This window comes from Amycolatopsis sp. SID8362, from assembly GCF_010550475.1.
Lineage (GTDB): Bacteria > Actinomycetota > Actinomycetes > Mycobacteriales > Pseudonocardiaceae > Amycolatopsis > Amycolatopsis eburnea.
In genome coordinates, this window is the sequence record NZ_JAAGNB010001370.1 from 1 (window position 1) to 16,564 (window position 16,564).

Consider the following 16,564-nt stretch of genomic DNA (forward strand, 5'->3'; position numbering starts at 1 on the left):
TGGCCGCTCTGCGGCGTGGGCGGCTGCTGCGGGGACGGCGTGACCTCCGTGCCGCGGTCCTCGTCCTCCTCCGGGGCCTGCTGCGGCTGGGCCGGGCGCGGGATCGACGGGCGCGCGGACGGCGTCGACGGGGTCCCGATCGCCGGGACCTCCTTGCGGGCCACGGCTTCCGCGGCCGCGACGGCCTCGGCGACCTTCGGGTCGCTCTTGGTCTCGAACCAGCTGGAGACCTCTTCGTCCTCGAGGTCGGGCTTGTCCGGGACGTCGTCCTTGGGCGGCTCGTACCGGAACACGCCGTCGTCGCCGGGGGCGCCGAGCGCGCGGGCGAAGCCTTCGAGGGCCTTGCCGTAGTCGCTGGGGATCATCCAGACCTTGTTCGCGTCGCCCTGCGCCATCTGCGGCAGCGTCTGCAGGTACTGGTAGGCCAGCACCTCCGGCGTCGGGCGGCCGGCCTTGATCGCGGCGAACACCTTCTCGATCGCCTTCGCCTGGCCCTGCGCCTGCAGGTAGCGCGCGGCCCGCTCACCCTGGGCCCGCAGGATCCGGGACTGCCGCTCGGCTTCGGCGGCGAGGATGGTGGCCTGGCGGGCACCTTCCGCGGCGAGGATCTGGCTCTGCTTCTGGCCTTCCGCGGTCTTGATCGCCGATTCCCGCTGGCCTTCGGCGGTGAGGATCATGGCGCGCTTCTCGCGGTCGGCGCGCATCTGCTTCTCCATCGAGTCCTGGATGGAGGGCGGCGGGTCGATCGCCTTCAGCTCGACGCGGGCGACGCGGATGCCCCAGCGGCCGGTGGCTTCGTCGAGGACGCCGCGCAGCTGGCTGTTGATGGAGTCGCGGGAGGTCAGGGTCTGCTCGAGGCTCATGCCACCGACGACGTTGCGGAGCGTGGTGGTGGTCAGCTGCTCGACACCGACGATGTAGTTGGAGATCTCGTAGACCGCGGCGCGCGAGTCGGTGACCTGGAAGTAGACGACCGTGTCGATCGACACCGTGAGGTTGTCCTCGGTGATCACCGGCTGCGGCGGGAACGAGACGACCTGCTCGCGCAGGTCGATCCGGGCGCGCACCTTGTCCAGGAACGGCACGAGGATGTTCAGGCCCGGCGAGGCGACCGTGCGGAACCGGCCGAGCCGTTCGATCACGGCCGACTGCGCCTGCGGCACCACCATGACCGCCTTGGCTATCGTGATGATCACCAGCAAGGCCAAGGCTATGACCAAGCCGATCACAAATCCGGTCAAGAGAATTTCCCCTTACCTAGTACCATTCTTGGGCGGTTGACGGTGTTCCGGGTGCCGCGGGTGGACGCACCGAGAGCTTGAGCTCCTTCACGGCGACGCCCCAGCGGCCGGTGGTGTCGTGCAGGACCGTCCACACCGTACGGTGGAGCTCCCCCGGCGCGGTGACGGCGCGCTCGGCGGTGGTCAGGCCGGCTTCCTGCCGCAGCGCAGTGCGGGTCAGCTGCTCGATCGCGAGGGTCGGGTTGGCGATCGCGTAGGTCGCCAGCTGCGGATCGGTGACCGCGAAGACGATTTCGAACCCGACGTCGACTTCCTTGCCGTCGCCGGTCCCGACGGGCCGCGGCGGCGCGGACAGAATCTGCTCGCCCAGGTCGACGCGCACCCGGACGCTGTCGATGAAGGGCACCACGAAGTGCCGGCCGGGGCCGAGCACGACGCGGAACTTCCCGAGCCGTTCGATCACCGCGGCCCGGCCTTCGCCGACGGTGACGAGACCGAGGCTCACGGCTCGGTCGCGACGACGGCGGTGGCCCCGGAGATCTCGACGACCGTGACCGACGTGCCGGGCTGGATGGGCGGGAGGTGCTCGGACATGCTGCGCGCCGACCAGACGTCCCCGGCCAGTTTCACCCGGCCCGCCTCGTGGTCCACTGTGGACACGACGACGGCACGCGCGCCGATCAGCGCTTCGATGCCGGTGTGGTGGGTCGGCCCGGTGAGGAACCGCCGCTTGAGCGCGGGCCGCACCAGCACGAGCATGCCGACCGAGGCGACGGCGAACACGGCGACGTCGATGAACAGGTTCCCGGTGAGCACCTCGGCGCCGGCGCCGAAGAGCGCCGCGACCCCCAGCATGATCAGCACGAAGTCGCCGGAGACGACCTCCGCGATCATCAGGGCGATGCCGACGATCAACCAGACCAGTGCCCAAGACATGGCTTCATGCTCTCAGATCGCGCCGGATCGCACCGGCGCAGTGACGGGACGTGACCTTCGCGTGACCTTGGACAAATCGGACATTCAGTCCTCCTCGGCGGGTTCGGTGACGAAGTCGATGAGCCGCTCCACGGCCCCGATGAGCGGGGTCTCGAGGTCGCGGAAACTGCTCACCCCGCTCAGGACACGTTGCCAGCCTTCGAAAGGTTGCCCCCAGCCGAGCGCGTCGCAGATCCCCTGCTTCCACTCGGTGCCGCGCGGGATCTTCGGCCACGCCCGGATACCGACCGCCTCGGGCCGCACGGCTTCCCAGACGTCGATGTACGGGTGGCCGGTGACCAGCACGTTCTCGTCGCGGATCGCCCCGACGAGCCGGGACTCCTTGCTGCCGGGCACGAGGTGGTCGACCAGCACGCCGAGCCGGCGGCCGGGGCCGGTGCCGAACTCGGCGATCCGGTCGGCGAGGACGTCGACGCCGTCCAGCGGTTCGACGACGACGCCTTCGACGCGCAGGTCGTGGCCCCAGACGCGTTCGACGAGCTCGGCGTCGTGCTTGCCTTCGACCCAGATGCGGGAGTCTCGGGCGACGCGGGCCTGCAGGCCCTGGACCTTGACCGAGCCGGACGCCGAGATCCGGCACTCGGGTGCCTTGGGCGGGGCCTTGAACGGCACGAGCGTGACCGGCTTGCCTTCGAGCAGGAAGCCGGCGGGGACGAAGGGGAAGACGCGGTGGCGGCCCTTGGCGTCTTCGAGCACGACGTTGCCGTACTCGGTCTTCACCACCGCGCCGCAGAAGCCGCTGACCGGGTCCTCGACCACGAGACCGGGTTCGGCGGGGACTTCCGGCACCTTCTTGCGGCGTCGGCCGGCGAGCACGTCGTCATAGGAGTGGGAGCGCACGACCAGGGAACCTAGTGGTGACCGCACCCCCTGCGGGTCGTGCCACGCCGGTCATCGGGCCAGTTCCAGCAGGGCGTCGGTGAACGGCCGCTGTTCTCCTCGGCGCAGTGGCGCGTGCGCGGCGAGCGGTGCCAGGGCGACGCACCACGCGAGGGCACGCTCGGCGTCGAGGCCGGGCAGGTGCGGTCGGAGTGCCTCGATGCCGTCTTCGAGGCGGCCGCCGGCGGCCAGCGGCAGGTAGAGCCAGTCGGCGAGGTCGAAGGCGGGGTCGCCGACGCTCGGGCGCGGGTCGATGGCGACCGGGCCGCGGACCGGACCGGCGTCGAGGACATTGCCCGGGTGCAGATCGCCGTGCACGACCGCGACCGGTCCGTCTTGGGCCAGCGCCAGCGCCCGGGCCCGCGCGAGCGCGAGGAGTTCGGGGGTCAGGTGCGGCTCGGCCGCGGAGCCGCGGACGGTGCGCTCGGTGATGTCGTACATGAACGTCACGCGGTCGGTGAGCGGTGGCAGGTCGGCCGGAGGCGCGACGCCGTGCAGCCGGGTGAGCATGGCGCCGATCTGCGGCCACGGGACGTCGCGGTCGCGCAGTTCGGTGCCGGGGACCAGGCCTTCGAGCAGGATCGCGCCGGCGTCGAGGTCGGTGTCGAGGACCTGCACCGCGGCCGGGCAGCCGGCCCAGGCGCGCAGCCCGGCGTGTTCGAGGCGGGCGACCTCGGGGTCCGGGGTGAGCTTGAGAACCCGCAGGTCACCGCGGGGGCCGGTGCAGAGCAGCGTGCGGCCGGTGTTGCCGGGCCGGATCTCGCGGACGGTCAGTCCCCACCGCGTGCTCAGGCGGGCGACCAGGTCCGGGAGCGTGTCGCACCAGGGTTCGGCCAGCTCGGCGCCGAAACGGGTGACCAGCCGCGCGCGGGTGGCGGCGTCGATCAGAACAACGGCCACGGGATGGCGCGCCAGTCGTCGCCCGGCTCGGGGAAGATGCCTTCGGCGAGCAGCAGGTCGGTGCGTTCGGCGAGCGCGCGGATCTCGAAGCCGGTGATGTGCTCGGCCAGGGTCTCGCCGAGGCCGCCGTCGAGTTCCGAGCGCAGTTTGCGGAGCTTTTCGACGGTGTCCGGCGGCACCGGTTCGCCGATCCAGCCCCACAGCACGGTGCGCAGCTTCGGGTCGGTGTGCAGGCAGATGCCGTGGTCGACGCCGTAGACGCGGCCGTCGACGCCGGGCAGCAGGTGCCCGCCCTTGCGGTCGGTGTTGTTGACGACGATGTCGAGCACGGCGAGGTCGCGCAGCCCGGGGTGGTCGGCGTGGGCCAGCACCGCGGGCTCGCCGTCGCGGTCGTGGGCGTGCAGCACCGGGCGCCACCCGTCGGGGACTTCGCCTGCCGGGAGGACCTCGACGAGGTCGTCGTCGGTGGTCTCGACCCACAGCTGGACCATGCCGGGGCCGAACGGGCCGTCACGCAGCACGGTCGGCGGGATGGCGCCGATGCCGGTGGCGTCGGCGACGATCGCGGTGGCGACTTCGCGCCCGGCCAGCGTGCCGTCGGGGAAGTCCCACAGCGGCCGCTCCCCCGACACCGGCTTGTAGACGACCCGGCCGGTGACGCCGTCGAGCTCGATGGCGCAGAACAGCGTGACGTTGGAGGCGTCCACCAGCCGGCCTTCGACGTCGATGCGGCCGTGGGTGACCAGTTCGCGGGACGCCGGGTCGGCCGGATCGGGGGTCGTGGCCATGGTCAGTCTTCGCTCGCGTCGGTCTCGCGCCGGTAGCCGTTCTGCCTCGGGCAGATGTGGCCGTTCGGGTCGAGCGGCTCGCCGCACAGCGGGCACGGCTTGCGACCGGCGTTGACGACGCGGTCGGCGCGCTCGGCGAAGGCGCGGGCGGCGGCCGGGCTGAGGAAGACGCGGACGGCGTCCGGGCCCTCTTCGGTGTCGTCGAGCACGACCGTTTCGTCGACCTCGCCCTCGGTGATGGCCAGCAGCTCGATGACGACGGCGCTGCTGTCCGCGTCCCAGCCCAGGCCCATGGTGCCGACGCGGAACTCCTCCTCGACCGGCACGGTGAGGGGGTCGACGTCGACGAGGTCCTCGGGGACGTCGTCGGGCACGTCGGCGCCGAAGCGGCTGGCGACTTCCTCCAGCAGTGAGCTGAGGCGCTCCGCGAGGACGACGACCTGCTGCTTTTCGATGGTGACGCTGATGGTGCGCACGTCCTCGGAAGCCTGGAGGTAGAACGTGCGATCGCCGGGCTCGCCGACGGTGCCGGCGACGAACCGATCCGGCTGGCGGAAGACGTGGATTACGCGAGACATAGCACTGACGACCCTAGGCCACGGCCGCATGATCGGCATCCGCCGCCCCACCTTCACGGGCCGCTAGCCTCTGGGGGTGTCTCGGATCTCGCCGTACGGAACCTGGTCTTCGCCCATCACCGCCGCCGAGGTGGCCGCCGCCGGTGGCGGCCCGCAGTGGCTCGACGTCGTCGGGGACGAGGTGTGGTGGGCCGAGGCGCGGCCCGGTGAGCAGGGCCGGGTCGCGCTGGTGAAGGCGGTTCCCGGCGGGACGGAGGACGTGCTGCCGTCGCCGTGGAACGTCCGCAACCGGCTGCACGAGTACGGCGGGCGGCCGTGGGCGGTCGCGGACGGTGTCGTGGTGTTCACGCACTGGGCGGATCAGCGGGTTTACGCGCTGAGCGAAACCGGTGTGGTGCCGCTGACACCGGAGCCCGCGGAGCCGCAAGGCGTCCGTTACGGCGACCTTCGGGCCGGGCTGCCGGGTGAGGTGTGGGCGGTGCGGGAACGCGCCATCGGGCCGCGTCCGACCGACGTCGAGCGGGAGCTGGTGGCGATCGCGCTTTCCGGTGCCGGGGAGCGAGTGCTGGCCGCGAGCCACCGGTTCCTGACCGTGGCGAAGCTGTCGCCGGACGGGCGGCACGCGGCGTGGTTCGGCTGGGACCACCCGGCGATGCCGTGGGACGGGACCGAGCTGTGCGTGGCCCCGGTCGCCGGGGACGGGTCGTTCGGGCCGCACGAGGTGCTGGCCGGGGGCGCGGACGTCTCGGTGTGCCAGGTCGAGTGGGAGACGCCGGAATCGGTGCTGGCGCTGCTGGACCCGGACGGCTGGTGGAACCTGCACCGGGTCGGCCTCGACGGGTCGGTGGTGAACCTCGCGCCGGTGGCGCGGGAGCTGGGCGGGCCGCTGTGGAAGGCGGGCTCGCGCTGGTTCGTCCCGCTCGCCGGCGGGCGGCACGCGGTGCTGGCGGGCGGCCGGCTGGCGGTGCTCGACGAGGCGGACGGTTCGGTGACGCCGCTCGGCGACGAGCTGACGGCGTGGTCCTCGACGGGCTTCGCCGCGGTCGGCGACGGGTTCGCCGGCGTCGCCGCGGGCCCGGTGCGGGAAGCCGCGGTGGTGCACCTCGCCGGCTCGGTCGTGACGGAGCTGACGCCGCAGCCGGAGCTGCCGGCGGAGTACCTGCCGGTGCCGCGGGAGCGGGTGGTCACGACGGCGGACGGCGACGACGTCCCGGTGGTGCTGTACCTGCCGGCGAACCCGGACTTCGCGGCGCCCGAAGGGGAGCCGCCGCCGCTGGTGGTGCAGGTGCATGGCGGGCCGACCGGGCAGCACTTGCCGGTGCTGGACCTGGAGATCGCGTATTTCACCAGCCGCGGGATCGGCGTGGCGGCGGTGAACTACGGCGGCTCGACCGGGTTCGGACGGGCCTACCGGGAGCGGCTGCGCGAGCAGTGGGGCGTGGTGGACGTGGCCGACTGCGTGGCGGTGGCCGAGGCGCTGGTCGCGGAGGGGCTGGCCGACGGGGACCGGCTGGCGATCCGCGGGGGCAGCGCGGGCGGGTTCACCGCGGCGGCGTCGCTGACCACGACGAAGACGTACCGGGCGGGCACGGTGATGTACCCGGTGCTGGACCTGGCCGGGTGGACCGGCGCCGACGGCGACACGCACGACTTCGAGTCGCGGTACCTGGACGGGCTGGTCGGGCCGCTGCCGTCGGCGCGGCAGCGCTACGTCGACCGGTCGCCGCTGGCGAACGCCGGGTCGCTGGCCGGGCCGGTGCTGTTCCAGCAGGGCCTGGAGGACCGGATCTGCCCGCCGGAGCAGGCGGACCGGTTCGTCGCCGGGCTGGCCGGACGCGGGATCCCCTACGCCTACCAGCGGTTCCCTGGTGAGCAGCACGGCTTCCGGCAGGCGGAGACGATCGTGGCGGCGCTGGAGGCGGAGCTGTCGTTCTACGGCCAGGTGCTGGGCTTCGAGACGCCGGGCGTGGCGCGGCTGGAGTTGTCCCGGTGAGGCCGCCGCGGTTGCGGGCCGGCGACACGCTGGCGCTGGTGGCGCCGTCCGGCCCGGTGCCGGCGGACCTGCTGGAGAAGGCGCTACCGGTGCTGAGCGGCTGGGGCGTCGAGGTGCGGGTCGGGCCGTGCGTGCGTGCGACGCCCGGCTCGCCGCCCTACCTGTCGGGTTCGGACGCGGCGCGGGCGGCGGAGTTCACCGAGGCGTGGCTGGACCCGGGCGTGCGCTGCGTGCTGGCGGCGCGCGGCGGGTACGGGGCACAGCGGATGCTGGACCTGGTGGACTGGACGGCGCTGCGGGACGCGGGTCCGAAGGTGCTCGCCGGGTCGTCGGACATCACGGCGCTGCACCGGGCGGTGAACGTCCACTTGGGACTGTCCAGCCTGTTTTCCCCGATGCCGGCGAGCGTGCTGTTCGACGACTTCGCGGTGGAGCACCTGCGGCGGGCGCTGTTCGAACCCGAGCGGAACCTCGTGGTCCGCGGTGGCACGGCCTTGGTGCCGGGCCGGGCTTCGGGCACGGTGGTCGGCGGGAACCTGTCGCTGCTGGCCGCCGGGCTGGGGACGCCGGAAGCGGGTTCGGCGCGGGACGCCGTGGTGCTGCTGGAGGACGTGACCGAGAGCGTCTACCGGCTGGACCGGATGCTGACGCAGCTGCTGCGCGGTGGCTGGTTCGACGGCGTCCGCGGCATCGTGCTGGGTTCGTGGAAGGCGTGCGGCGACCCGTCGGAGGTGCGGGCGCTGCTGCTGGAACGGCTGGGGCCGTTGGAGGTTCCGGTGATCGAGGAGTTCGGGTTCGGGCACGTGGCGTCGTCGCCGACGGTGCCGCTGGGCGTGCCGGTGACCTTGGACGCGGACCTGGGGACGTTGACCTTCGACTCCCCCGCGCTGACATGACTCCCGAGGAGGCACGCGAGCGGTTCGCCGCCGCACGGGTGGCGCGCCTGGCGACGGTGTCGGCGGCAGGGGTGCCGCACCTGGTGCCGGTGACGTTCGCGGTGCGCGGCGATGTCGTGGTGTTCGCGGTGGACCACAAACCGAAGTCGACGACGTCCTTGCGGCGGCTTCGCAACATCGCGGCGAACCCGGCGGTGTGCTTCCTGGCCGACGGCTACTCGGAGGACTGGTCGCGGCTGTGGTGGGCCCGCGCCGACGGCACCGCGCGGGTGCTGCCGGACGACGAGCGCGCCGAGCCGGTGTCGTGGCTGGTCGAGAAGTACGCGCAGTACGCGGAGCGGCCGCCGGAGCACGCGGTGGTGGTGACTGCGGTGCACACCTGGCGCGGCTGGACCGGTTAGTCGCGGAGGAACTTCTCCGGGCGGCGCCAGGCGTCGATGATGCCGAGGGGGTCCGGGCGCAGCAGCGACGCCGCCGAGTACAGGCTGGCCACCACGACCAGGGCGATGAACCACCAGTCGTACAGCGCCTGCTCGCCCGTCGGGTAGTAGACCAGCGTCACGAACACCGACACCGCCACCACGAGCGCGAGGTGCCTCGGCTGCCACTTGAACGCCGACAGGAGCACGAAACCCCAGGTCAGGTACCACGGCAGGGTCGGCGGCATGAGGATCGCCACGGCCAGCAGCGAAATGCCGGCGCGGTACACGGCTTCGGTGCCGCCGCCGCGGCCGAGCCACCACTGGCGGACGCCGAACGCGATCAGCAGGAGCATGCCGGCGGCGCGGGCGACCGTGACGAACGGCGAGACCTGGACGTCCACGACGAGGTGGACCAGGTTGTAGAACACCTCGCCGATGCCGGTCGGGATGTTGAGCCAGTTCGCGATCAGCTGGGGTGCCTTGAGCCCGGACCACCAGCCCATGTTCAGCGAGCCCAGCGAAATCCAGGTGCCCGCGACGAACACCGGCAGGAACAAGCCCACCGAGGCCGCGCCGGCGCGCAGGAAGTTGCGGACCTTCGACTCACCTTCGAGGTGGTTGGCCCAGATCCAGACGATGAACGGCAGCGCGATCGCGGCCGTCGGCTTGATCAGCATGCCGACGGTCACCAGGACCACCGCGAGGACGTGCTTGCGTTCCAGCGCGGCGAGGACGCCGATGGTGAGGAAGGCGAGCATCATCAGGTCGTTGTGCGGGCCGCCGAAGAGGTGGATCACCATCATCGGGCTGGCCACCGCGAGCCACAGCGCGACCGGGAGCTTGCCGCCGAGGTGCTTGACCAGCCGCGGGAGGGCCCAGAGCGTGCCCGCGAGGCCGGCCAGCAGCACGACGCGCATCACGATGACGCCGAGGATCATGTTGTCGCCGGTGGCGGCGACGACGCCCTTGGAGATGAGCAGGAACAGCGGCCCGTACGGCGCCGGGGTGGTCTGCCAGAGCGGGTGGACGTTCTGGACCACGTTCGGCAGCACGTCGAGCTCGGCGGGGCCGTTGGCGTACGGGTCGAGCCCGTAGAGCAGCTGGGCGCCCTGGCCGAGGTAGGAGAAGACGTCGCGGGTGAACAGCGGCGGCGAGATCAGCAGCGGCGCCATCCAGCAGCCGGCGGCGACCAGGATGGGACGGCTGCCGATGCGCCCGGCCAGCACGTAGCGGCCGAGGCGGACCCACGCCCACACGACCAGGCCGAAGCCGGTGTAGAGGACGGCGTTGGCGAGCATCCGCCCGTGGCCGTACCGGATCCACGACAGCGGGCCGTGGCCGAGCACCGGATCCTTGATCAGGATGCCGCCGGCACCGAAGGCGGCGAGCATGAGCAGCGTGCTCCCGACGGTGCCCATCGCGATGGTGCGGTACGGGAATCGCGAAGGCACGCGGAGCCGCTCGGCCAGTCCGGCCGAGGGCGTCTGTGCGGGGTCGGTGGTGGTCGCCATTTCCGTTCGGAGATTACACACCGCGCTCGGGCGGGGTTACCGCAGTGTCAGGTTTCGGGCCGTGGCACCGGTGCCGAGTGTCTTGAATGAGTCATTCAGGTCTTCGGAGGTCCTGAATGACTCATTCAAGACGTGGCGGGCGGGCGGGTTGGTCAGGTTTCGACGGTGCGCCGCTGGGCCGTACCTCCGGGCAGCGCGGCCAGCAGGGACTTCGTGTACTCGTGCTTCGGGTCGAGCAGGACCTGTTCCACCGTCCCGGTTTCGACCAGCTCGCCGCGGTACATCACGGCGACGCGGTCGGCGATGTTCCAGGCCAGGCCCAGGTCGTGGGTGATCACCAGCGCCGCCAGGCCGAGTTCGCGCCGCAGCCGCAGCAGGAGCCCGAGGATCTCCCCGCGCACCGACGCGTCCAGTGACGCGACCGGCTCGTCGGCCACCACCAGCGACGGCTCCAGTGCGAGGGCCCCGGCGATGACGACGCGCTGGCGCTGGCCGCCGGAGAGCTGGTGCGGGAGGCGGTCGGCGTACTTCTCCGCCGGTCGCAGCTCCGCCGCCTCCAGTGCCCGGTGGACGACGTCGCGTTCGTCGGCGAGCTTGTGGATCCGCGGGCCCTCCGCGACGGCCTCGTACACCGTGTGGGCCGGGTTCAGCGCGCTGGTCGGGTCCTGCAGCACCAGCTGGACCTGCCGCCGGTACGCCTTGAGCCCGGCCCCGCCCGAAGGCACCGGCTTGCCGGCGTAGCGGACCACGCCGGAGTCGGGTTTTTGCAGGCCGAGCAGCGTCCGGGCCAGTGTCGTCTTGCCCGAGCCGGACTGCCCGACCAGTGCGACGATCTCGTCGCGCGACACCGTCAGGTCGACCCCGGCGACGGCGTCGATCCGCTTGCCCGTGCGGTCGCGGAACGACACGCGCAGGTTCTCCGCGGCCAGCAGCGGCTCGCCACCGACCACCCGGTCGGCCGGTTCGGGCGGGAGGGGGTTGGTGGTCGCCGGGGCGAAGCGGGACACCGGGTCGCCGACGGTCGGGAACGCCGCGGCCAGTGCGCGGGTGTGTTCGTGGCGGGGCGCGCCCATCACCTCGGCGCTGGGCCCTTCCTCGACGATCTGCCCGTCGTACATCACCGCGATCCGCCGGCAGGTCGCGGCGAGGACGGACAGGTCGTGGCTGATCATGATCAGGCCGATGTCCTGCTCGGCGACCAGCCGCGAAAGCAGCGCGAGGACCTGGGCCTGGACGATGACGTCCAACGCGGTGGTCGGCTCGTCGGCGATGATCAGCCGGGGCGAGCAGGCCAGCGCCATCGCGATCATGACGCGCTGCTTCTGCCCGCCCGACAGCTCGTGGGGGTAGGCGCCGGCGCGGCCCGGGGGCAGGTCGACCTGGGTGAGCAGCTCGGCGACGCGGGCGTCGACTTCGGTGTCGGAGAGCGGCTTGCCCGACGGCGGGTGCAGCCGGATCGGCTCGGCGATCTGCTCGCCGATCTTGCGGACCGGGTTGAGCGCGTGCATGGCGCCCTGGAAGACCACCGACGCCTCGGCCCAGCGGACCGCGCGCAGGCGGCCCCACTTCATGGCCGTGACGTCCTCGCCGTCGAGGGCGATTTCGCCGGTGATCTTCGCCGTGCGCGGCAACAGGCGCAGCACGCTCATCGCGACGGTGGACTTGCCCGAGCCGGACTCCCCCGCGACGCCGAGGGTGCCGCCGGGGTCCAGGGTGAGGTCGACGCCGCGGACGGCGGGCACCTCCTGGTCACCCACCGCGTAGGTGACGTTGAGGTCCTTGAGCTGCAGCAGCGGGGTGGTCACTTCTTCAACCTCGGGTTGAGCACGGTCTCCAGGCCCCGGCCGACCAGGGTGAAGAAGAGGACGACGAGGACGATCGCGATGCCCGGCGGGAGCACGTTCCACCAGGCGCCGCGGCTGATGGCGCCGTTGTTGAGCGCGCTCTCGAGCACCAGGCCCCAGGTGACGGAGTTGGGGTCGCCGACGCCGAGGAACGACAGCGTCGCGTCGGCGATGACGGCGTTGCCGACCACCAGCGTCGTGTTGGCCAGCACCAGCGGCATCACGCCGGGCAGGACGTGCTTGCCGATGACGTGCAGGTGCCCGCCGCCAAGGGCGTGCGCGCGCTCGATGTAGGGGCGGCTTTCGATGGTCAGCGTCTGCGCCCGGACCAGCCGGGCGGTGCTCGGCCACGCGGTGAGGCCGATGGCGACGATGATCGTGCCGACGCCCTTGGGCAGCACGGCCGAGAGCGCGATGGCGAGGATCAGCGACGGCAGGACCAGGAAGAAGTCGGTGAACCGCAGCAGCGTCGCCGACACCCAGCCGCCGAAGTGCGCGGCGGTGATCCCGATCAGGGTGCCGATGACGACCGACAGCAGCGCCGCGGAGAACCCGACGAGCAGGGAGATCCGGGTGCCCCAGATCGTCATCAGCAGCACCGAGCGGCCGAAGTTGTCGGTGCCCAGCCAGAAGTCGCCGTTCGGCGGGGACAGCGGCTCGCCGGTGGCCTTGGTGACGTCGAGGCCGGTCTGGTCGCTGATCAGCGGCAGCAGCAGCGCGACGACGACGGTGGCGCCGAGCAGGACCAGGCCGATGAGCGCGGCGCGCTGCCCGGCGAACTCCCGCCAGGTCCGGGCGATCGACGCGCGCCGGCGGTGCCAGGCGATCTGCCGGGGCGTCTCTGCGGTGGTCATGAGGTACGCACCCTCGGGTCGAGCACGCGGTAGAGCAGCTCCGCGAGCAGGTTCATCAGCACCACGGCGCTCGCCAGCACGGTGAACACGCCCTGCAGCACCGGCAGGTCGGGCCCGTGCAGGGCGTCGTAGGTCAGCTGCCCGAGCCCGGGCCAGCTGAACACCGCTTCGACGGTGACCGCGCCGGCGGCGACCTGGCCGAACTGCATGAACACCAGCGTGGTGGTGGGCAGCAGGGCGTTGGGGACGGCGTGGCGGCGGCGGACGAGGTCGTCGCGCAGGCCCTTGGCGCGGGCGGTGGTGAGGTAGTCGGCGTTCATCTCCCCCAGCAGCGACGACCGCATGATCAGCATGTACTGGGCGTAGAACACCGCCAGCAGCGTCACGCACGGCAGCACCAGGTGGTGCAGGACGTCGAGGGTCTGGGAGAAGACGTCGGGCGCGGCGTCCGGGGAGTGCATGCCGCGGCTGGGGAACAGGCCGTTGGTGACGACGAGCAGCATCAGGCCGAGCCAGAACTGCGGGACCGACCAGAGGGTCAGCGCGATCCCGGTCTGGGCGCGGTCGAAGAAGCTGTCGCGGCGCCAGGCGGCGCGGATGCCCAGCCACAGGCCGATGATCACGGCCAGGACGGTGGCACTGCCGACGAGCAGGATGGTCGGCCAGAGCCGTTCGCCGATCATGTCGGCGACCGGGCGGCCGTTGTTGAGCAGCCGGGACTCGCCGAGGTCGCCGTGCAGCAGGTTCCAGAAGTACTGGCCGAACTGGACGAAGACGGGCTTGTCGACGCCCATCTTCTCGCGCAGCTCGGCGATCTGCTGGGGACTGGTGACGCGGTCGCGGGTCATCGCGGCGACCGGGTCACCGGGCAGCATGCGGAAGAGGAAGAAGAACAGGACGACCACCAGCACGACGCTGATGACCGCCTCGAGGACCTTCTGGAGGACGAACCGGGCGGTGCCGGTCCCGCCGCGGTGCTCGTCGGGATCGACGAGCACCGCGGCTTGTTCGGGGGCGGTCATCCTTACTCGCGGTCTTCCGAGGTCTTGTTCCGGCGGCTGAACGCGATGCCGCCGCCGACGAGGACGACCACGACGACCGCGCCGATCACGATCCACAGCACGGTGTTGCCGCTGCCGGAGTCCGCGGCGTTCTCGGTGCCGGCCGGGGTGGCGCCGTAGACGCCCCAGTAACCGGTCTGCTCGAGGATCGCGCCCTTGGGCTGCGGCTGGGTCGTGAAGCCGGAGAACTTGTCGGAGCGGTAGGCCTCGAGCGCGTTCTGGTAGTCCAGGACGATCGTCGGGTACTGGCTGTAGAGCCGGGCCTGGGCCTGCTTGACGTACTCGGCGCGCTTCGCGTCGTCGGTCTCGGTCAGCTGCTTCTTGTAGAGGTCGTCGTACTGCGCGTCGCAGAAGAACGTGTCGGTGCTGCCGCCCTTGGCGTCGGCGCTGGGCCGCGCGGCGCAGGTGTGCAGCGAGAGCGCGTAGTCCGGGTCGGGGTTGGTGCCGTAGCCGCCGATGGCGAGGTCGTACTTGCCGGTGGCGGTGCGGTCGGACAGCTCGTCGTCGGAGACCAGGTCCTGCTTGACGGCGATGCCGATGTCCTTGAGCCAGCCGCTGACGTACTGGGCGACGCCCTGGTCGTAGCTGCGGTTGGCGTGGCCGGTCAGGCGCAGTTCCAGCTTCGCGCCGCCGGGGGCGGTGCGGACGCCGTCGGCGCCCTTCTTGTAGCCGGCCTGCTCGAGGGTGGCGTTGGCGGCGGCGAGGTCGAACTTGGTCTTCTCGCTGTCGCTGGGGTCCCAGTGGTAGGCGCTGTAGACGGCGGGCACGACGCCGCCGCCGACCTGGCCGAGGCCCTTGAGCACCTTGTCCACGATCGCCTGGGTGTCGACGGCCTGGGTGATCGCCTTGCGGACGTTGATGTCCTTGAGCACCGGGTTGCCGTCCCCGATGGGGTTGTTCGCGTTGTCCTGGACGCCGAAGTTCATCGCCAGCTCGTCGTAGCGGCGGCCGGGCGCGGCGTTGGTGGTGATGCCCTGCTGGCCCTGCAGCGCGGCGAACTGGTTGGGGTTGAGCCGGTTGATGACGTCGACTTCGCCCTGCTTGAGCGCGTTGACCGCGGCTTCGGTGTCCTTGAACTGCAGCAGCTGCAGTTCGTCGACCTTCGGGGCGCCGCGCCAGTAGTCCTTGTTGGCCTTGAACTTGACGTACTCGTTCGGCTTGTACTCGGTGACCTGGTACGGGCCGTCGGAGACGCCGGCGATGGCCAGCTCGTCGGTCTTGGGGTCCTTGAGGTCGGTGACCTGCTCCCAGATGTGCTGCGGCACGATCGGGACGTCGAGCAGGTTCATGTTGACCTGCACGGTCTTGGTCTTGATGACGAGCGTGGTGTCGTCGGGCGCGGTGACCGTCTCGAAGTTGGCCACGTAGTTGCCGTTGGCGGTGCGCGCGTTCTCGTCGGTGAGCATGCGGTTGAAGGTGAACGCCGCGTCCTTGGCGGTCACCGGCTTCCCGTCGCTCCACTTGACGCCGGTACGGATCTTGAACGTCCAGGTCAGCTTGTCCGGCGACGGCGTCCACGACTCGGCGAGCGCGGGCGAGGCCTCGGCCTTCTCGGCGTTCGGGACGGTGAGGAACTCGAACGTGAACCGGCCGATCTGCGTCGACGCGGCGAGCACGGCGGTGAACGGGTTCAGGTGGTCGATGCCGGTGGTCAGCGCGACCCGCAGCACTTTGCCCTGTTGCGCCTGGGCCGGTACGGCGAGCGGGATCGCCGCCAGTGTCGCGGCCGCGGCGACCGCGCCCACGCGGGCGAACCGCCCGAGTCTGCGTTGGAACTGCACCAAAAACCACCCCATCGTTCGCTTGTGAGCCTCCCCAAGGACGAGAAGTAACCACATACCGGGACAACCGCGCAATATGTTGCCGCCTCGGCAGGTGTCCGATCGTTATCGATCGATTCGCGTCACGCTGCGTGATCGGGGATTCCGCGTCCGGGGCGGGCGCGGGCTGGCTAGAGTGCCGGGCATGCGCATCATGATCTCGGCGGACATGGAGGGCGCCACCGGCGTCACGTGGACCGACGACGTCGTGCCCGGTTCGCCGCAGTGGGACCGCTTCCGGCGGCTGTTCACCGGCGACGTCAACGCCGTGCTGGCCGGGCTGTTCGACGCCGGGGCCGGCGACGTGCTGGTCAACGAGGCGCATTCGTCGCAGCGGAACCTGCTGCTGGAGGACCTCGACCAGCGGGCGCGGATGCTCACCGGGCGGCACAAGCCGCTGTCGATGATGCAGGGCATCGATTCCGGTGTGGACGGTGTCGTGTTCCTGGGCTACCACGCCGGCGCCGGGTTCGACGGGGTGCTGTCGCACACCTACCTGGAGAACCAGATCACCGGGGTGTGGCTGGACGACGTCCCGGCGAGCGAAGGCAGGCTGAACGCGTCCGTGGCCGCCGAATACGGCGTCCCTGTCCTGCTCGTTTCGGGTGACGACGAAACGTGTGAAGACGCCCGTGACTACGCTCCGGAGGCGGAGCTGGTCCAGGTGAAGGAATGCGTGAGCCGGTACGCGGCCATCTGCCTGCCGCCGGCGCGCACGGCGGAGCTGCTGACCGGCGCGGCGGCCGACGCGATGGCGCGGGCCGGCCGGGAGGAGCGGCGG

16 protein-coding genes are annotated in these 16,564 nt (G+C 71.5%); 4 read left to right on the forward strand and 12 right to left on the reverse strand.

What is annotated here, in order from left to right:
* The 7 genes from G3I65_RS42125 to G3I65_RS42155 all read right to left on the reverse strand — a co-directional run.
* Positions 1 to 1,169, reverse strand: a 1,169-nt coding sequence (locus G3I65_RS42125) for an SPFH domain-containing protein (protein ID WP_375336766.1), incomplete at its 3' end; no start/stop codon positions are given.
* Positions 1,170 to 1,257: 88 nt separating this feature from the next.
* Positions 1,258 to 1,746 (reverse strand): SPFH domain-containing protein, encoded by a 489-nt coding sequence (locus tag G3I65_RS42130; protein WP_160701044.1) that lies wholly within the window; start codon positions 1,744 to 1,746, stop codon positions 1,258 to 1,260.
* Positions 1,743 to 2,177: an NfeD family protein gene (locus tag G3I65_RS42135; protein ID WP_160701045.1), complete on the reverse strand. Its 435-nt coding sequence runs from the start codon at positions 2,175 to 2,177 to the stop codon at positions 1,743 to 1,745. The genes G3I65_RS42130 and G3I65_RS42135 overlap by 4 nt, the downstream gene beginning before the upstream one ends.
* A gap of 84 nt (positions 2,178 to 2,261) precedes the next feature.
* Positions 2,262 to 3,077 carry a DUF3097 domain-containing protein gene (locus tag G3I65_RS42140; protein WP_160701046.1) on the reverse strand — a complete coding sequence of 272 codons (816 nt, stop codon included), beginning with the start codon at positions 3,075 to 3,077 and terminating at the stop codon, positions 2,262 to 2,264.
* A gap of 51 nt (positions 3,078 to 3,128) precedes the next feature.
* Complete coding sequence (locus G3I65_RS42145) at positions 3,129 to 4,016, reverse strand: aminoglycoside phosphotransferase family protein (RefSeq protein ID WP_160701047.1); 888 nt, start codon at positions 4,014 to 4,016, stop codon at positions 3,129 to 3,131.
* Positions 4,001 to 4,804, reverse strand: a complete 804-nt coding sequence (locus tag G3I65_RS42150; RefSeq protein ID WP_125316511.1) for an SCO1664 family protein — start codon at positions 4,802 to 4,804, stop codon at positions 4,001 to 4,003. Before G3I65_RS42150 ends, G3I65_RS42145 begins: the two co-directional genes overlap by 16 nt.
* Positions 4,805 to 4,806: 2 nt before the next feature.
* On the reverse strand, positions 4,807 to 5,382 hold the full coding sequence (locus G3I65_RS42155; protein WP_125316512.1) for a DUF3090 domain-containing protein: 576 nt from the start codon (positions 5,380 to 5,382) through the stop codon (positions 4,807 to 4,809).
* 76 nt (positions 5,383 to 5,458) lie between these two features.
* Between G3I65_RS42155 and G3I65_RS42160 the strand changes: the two genes are divergently transcribed.
* The 3 genes from G3I65_RS42160 to G3I65_RS42170 are packed head-to-tail and all read left to right on the forward strand — an operon-like array spanning position 5,459 to position 8,672.
* On the forward strand, positions 5,459 to 7,375 hold the full coding sequence (locus G3I65_RS42160; protein WP_160701048.1) for a prolyl oligopeptidase family serine peptidase: 1,917 nt from the start codon (positions 5,459 to 5,461) through the stop codon (positions 7,373 to 7,375).
* A complete protein-coding gene (locus G3I65_RS42165) occupies positions 7,372 to 8,271 on the forward strand; it encodes an LD-carboxypeptidase (protein WP_160701049.1) in 900 nt (299 codons plus the stop codon). Before G3I65_RS42160 ends, G3I65_RS42165 begins: the two co-directional genes overlap by 4 nt.
* The gene (locus G3I65_RS42170; RefSeq protein ID WP_160701050.1) at positions 8,268 to 8,672 is read left to right on the forward strand and encodes a TIGR03668 family PPOX class F420-dependent oxidoreductase; all 405 of its coding nucleotides are present in this window, start codon (positions 8,268 to 8,270) and stop codon (positions 8,670 to 8,672) included. Before G3I65_RS42165 ends, G3I65_RS42170 begins: the two co-directional genes overlap by 4 nt.
* Here the strand turns inward: G3I65_RS42170 and mptB are convergent.
* The 5 genes from mptB to G3I65_RS42195 form a co-directional block, all read right to left on the reverse strand.
* Complete coding sequence (gene mptB, locus G3I65_RS42175) at positions 8,669 to 10,204, reverse strand: polyprenol phosphomannose-dependent alpha 1,6 mannosyltransferase MptB (protein ID WP_160701051.1); 1,536 nt, start codon at positions 10,202 to 10,204, stop codon at positions 8,669 to 8,671. The genes G3I65_RS42170 and mptB overlap by 4 nt on opposite strands.
* Positions 10,205 to 10,356: 152 nt before the next feature.
* The gene (gene nikE / locus G3I65_RS42180; RefSeq protein ID WP_160701052.1) at positions 10,357 to 12,009 is read right to left on the reverse strand and encodes an ABC transporter ATP-binding protein; all 1,653 of its coding nucleotides are present in this window, start codon (positions 12,007 to 12,009) and stop codon (positions 10,357 to 10,359) included.
* Positions 12,006 to 12,902, reverse strand: a complete 897-nt coding sequence (locus G3I65_RS42185; RefSeq protein ID WP_160701053.1) for an ABC transporter permease — start codon at positions 12,900 to 12,902, stop codon at positions 12,006 to 12,008. The genes nikE and G3I65_RS42185 overlap by 4 nt, the downstream gene beginning before the upstream one ends.
* The gene (locus tag G3I65_RS42190) at positions 12,899 to 13,924 is read right to left on the reverse strand and encodes an ABC transporter permease (protein WP_160701054.1); all 1,026 of its coding nucleotides are present in this window, start codon (positions 13,922 to 13,924) and stop codon (positions 12,899 to 12,901) included. The genes G3I65_RS42185 and G3I65_RS42190 overlap by 4 nt, the downstream gene beginning before the upstream one ends.
* Before the next feature lie 2 nt (positions 13,925 to 13,926).
* Positions 13,927 to 15,759, reverse strand: a complete 1,833-nt coding sequence (locus tag G3I65_RS42195) for an ABC transporter substrate-binding protein (protein ID WP_160701055.1) — start codon at positions 15,757 to 15,759, stop codon at positions 13,927 to 13,929.
* Between the two features lie 169 nt (positions 15,760 to 15,928).
* On the opposite strand from G3I65_RS42195, the gene G3I65_RS42200 reads away from it, so the two are divergent.
* Positions 15,929 to 16,564 (forward strand): M55 family metallopeptidase (locus G3I65_RS42200; RefSeq protein ID WP_160701056.1); only part of this gene is annotated, 636 nt, incomplete at its 3' end.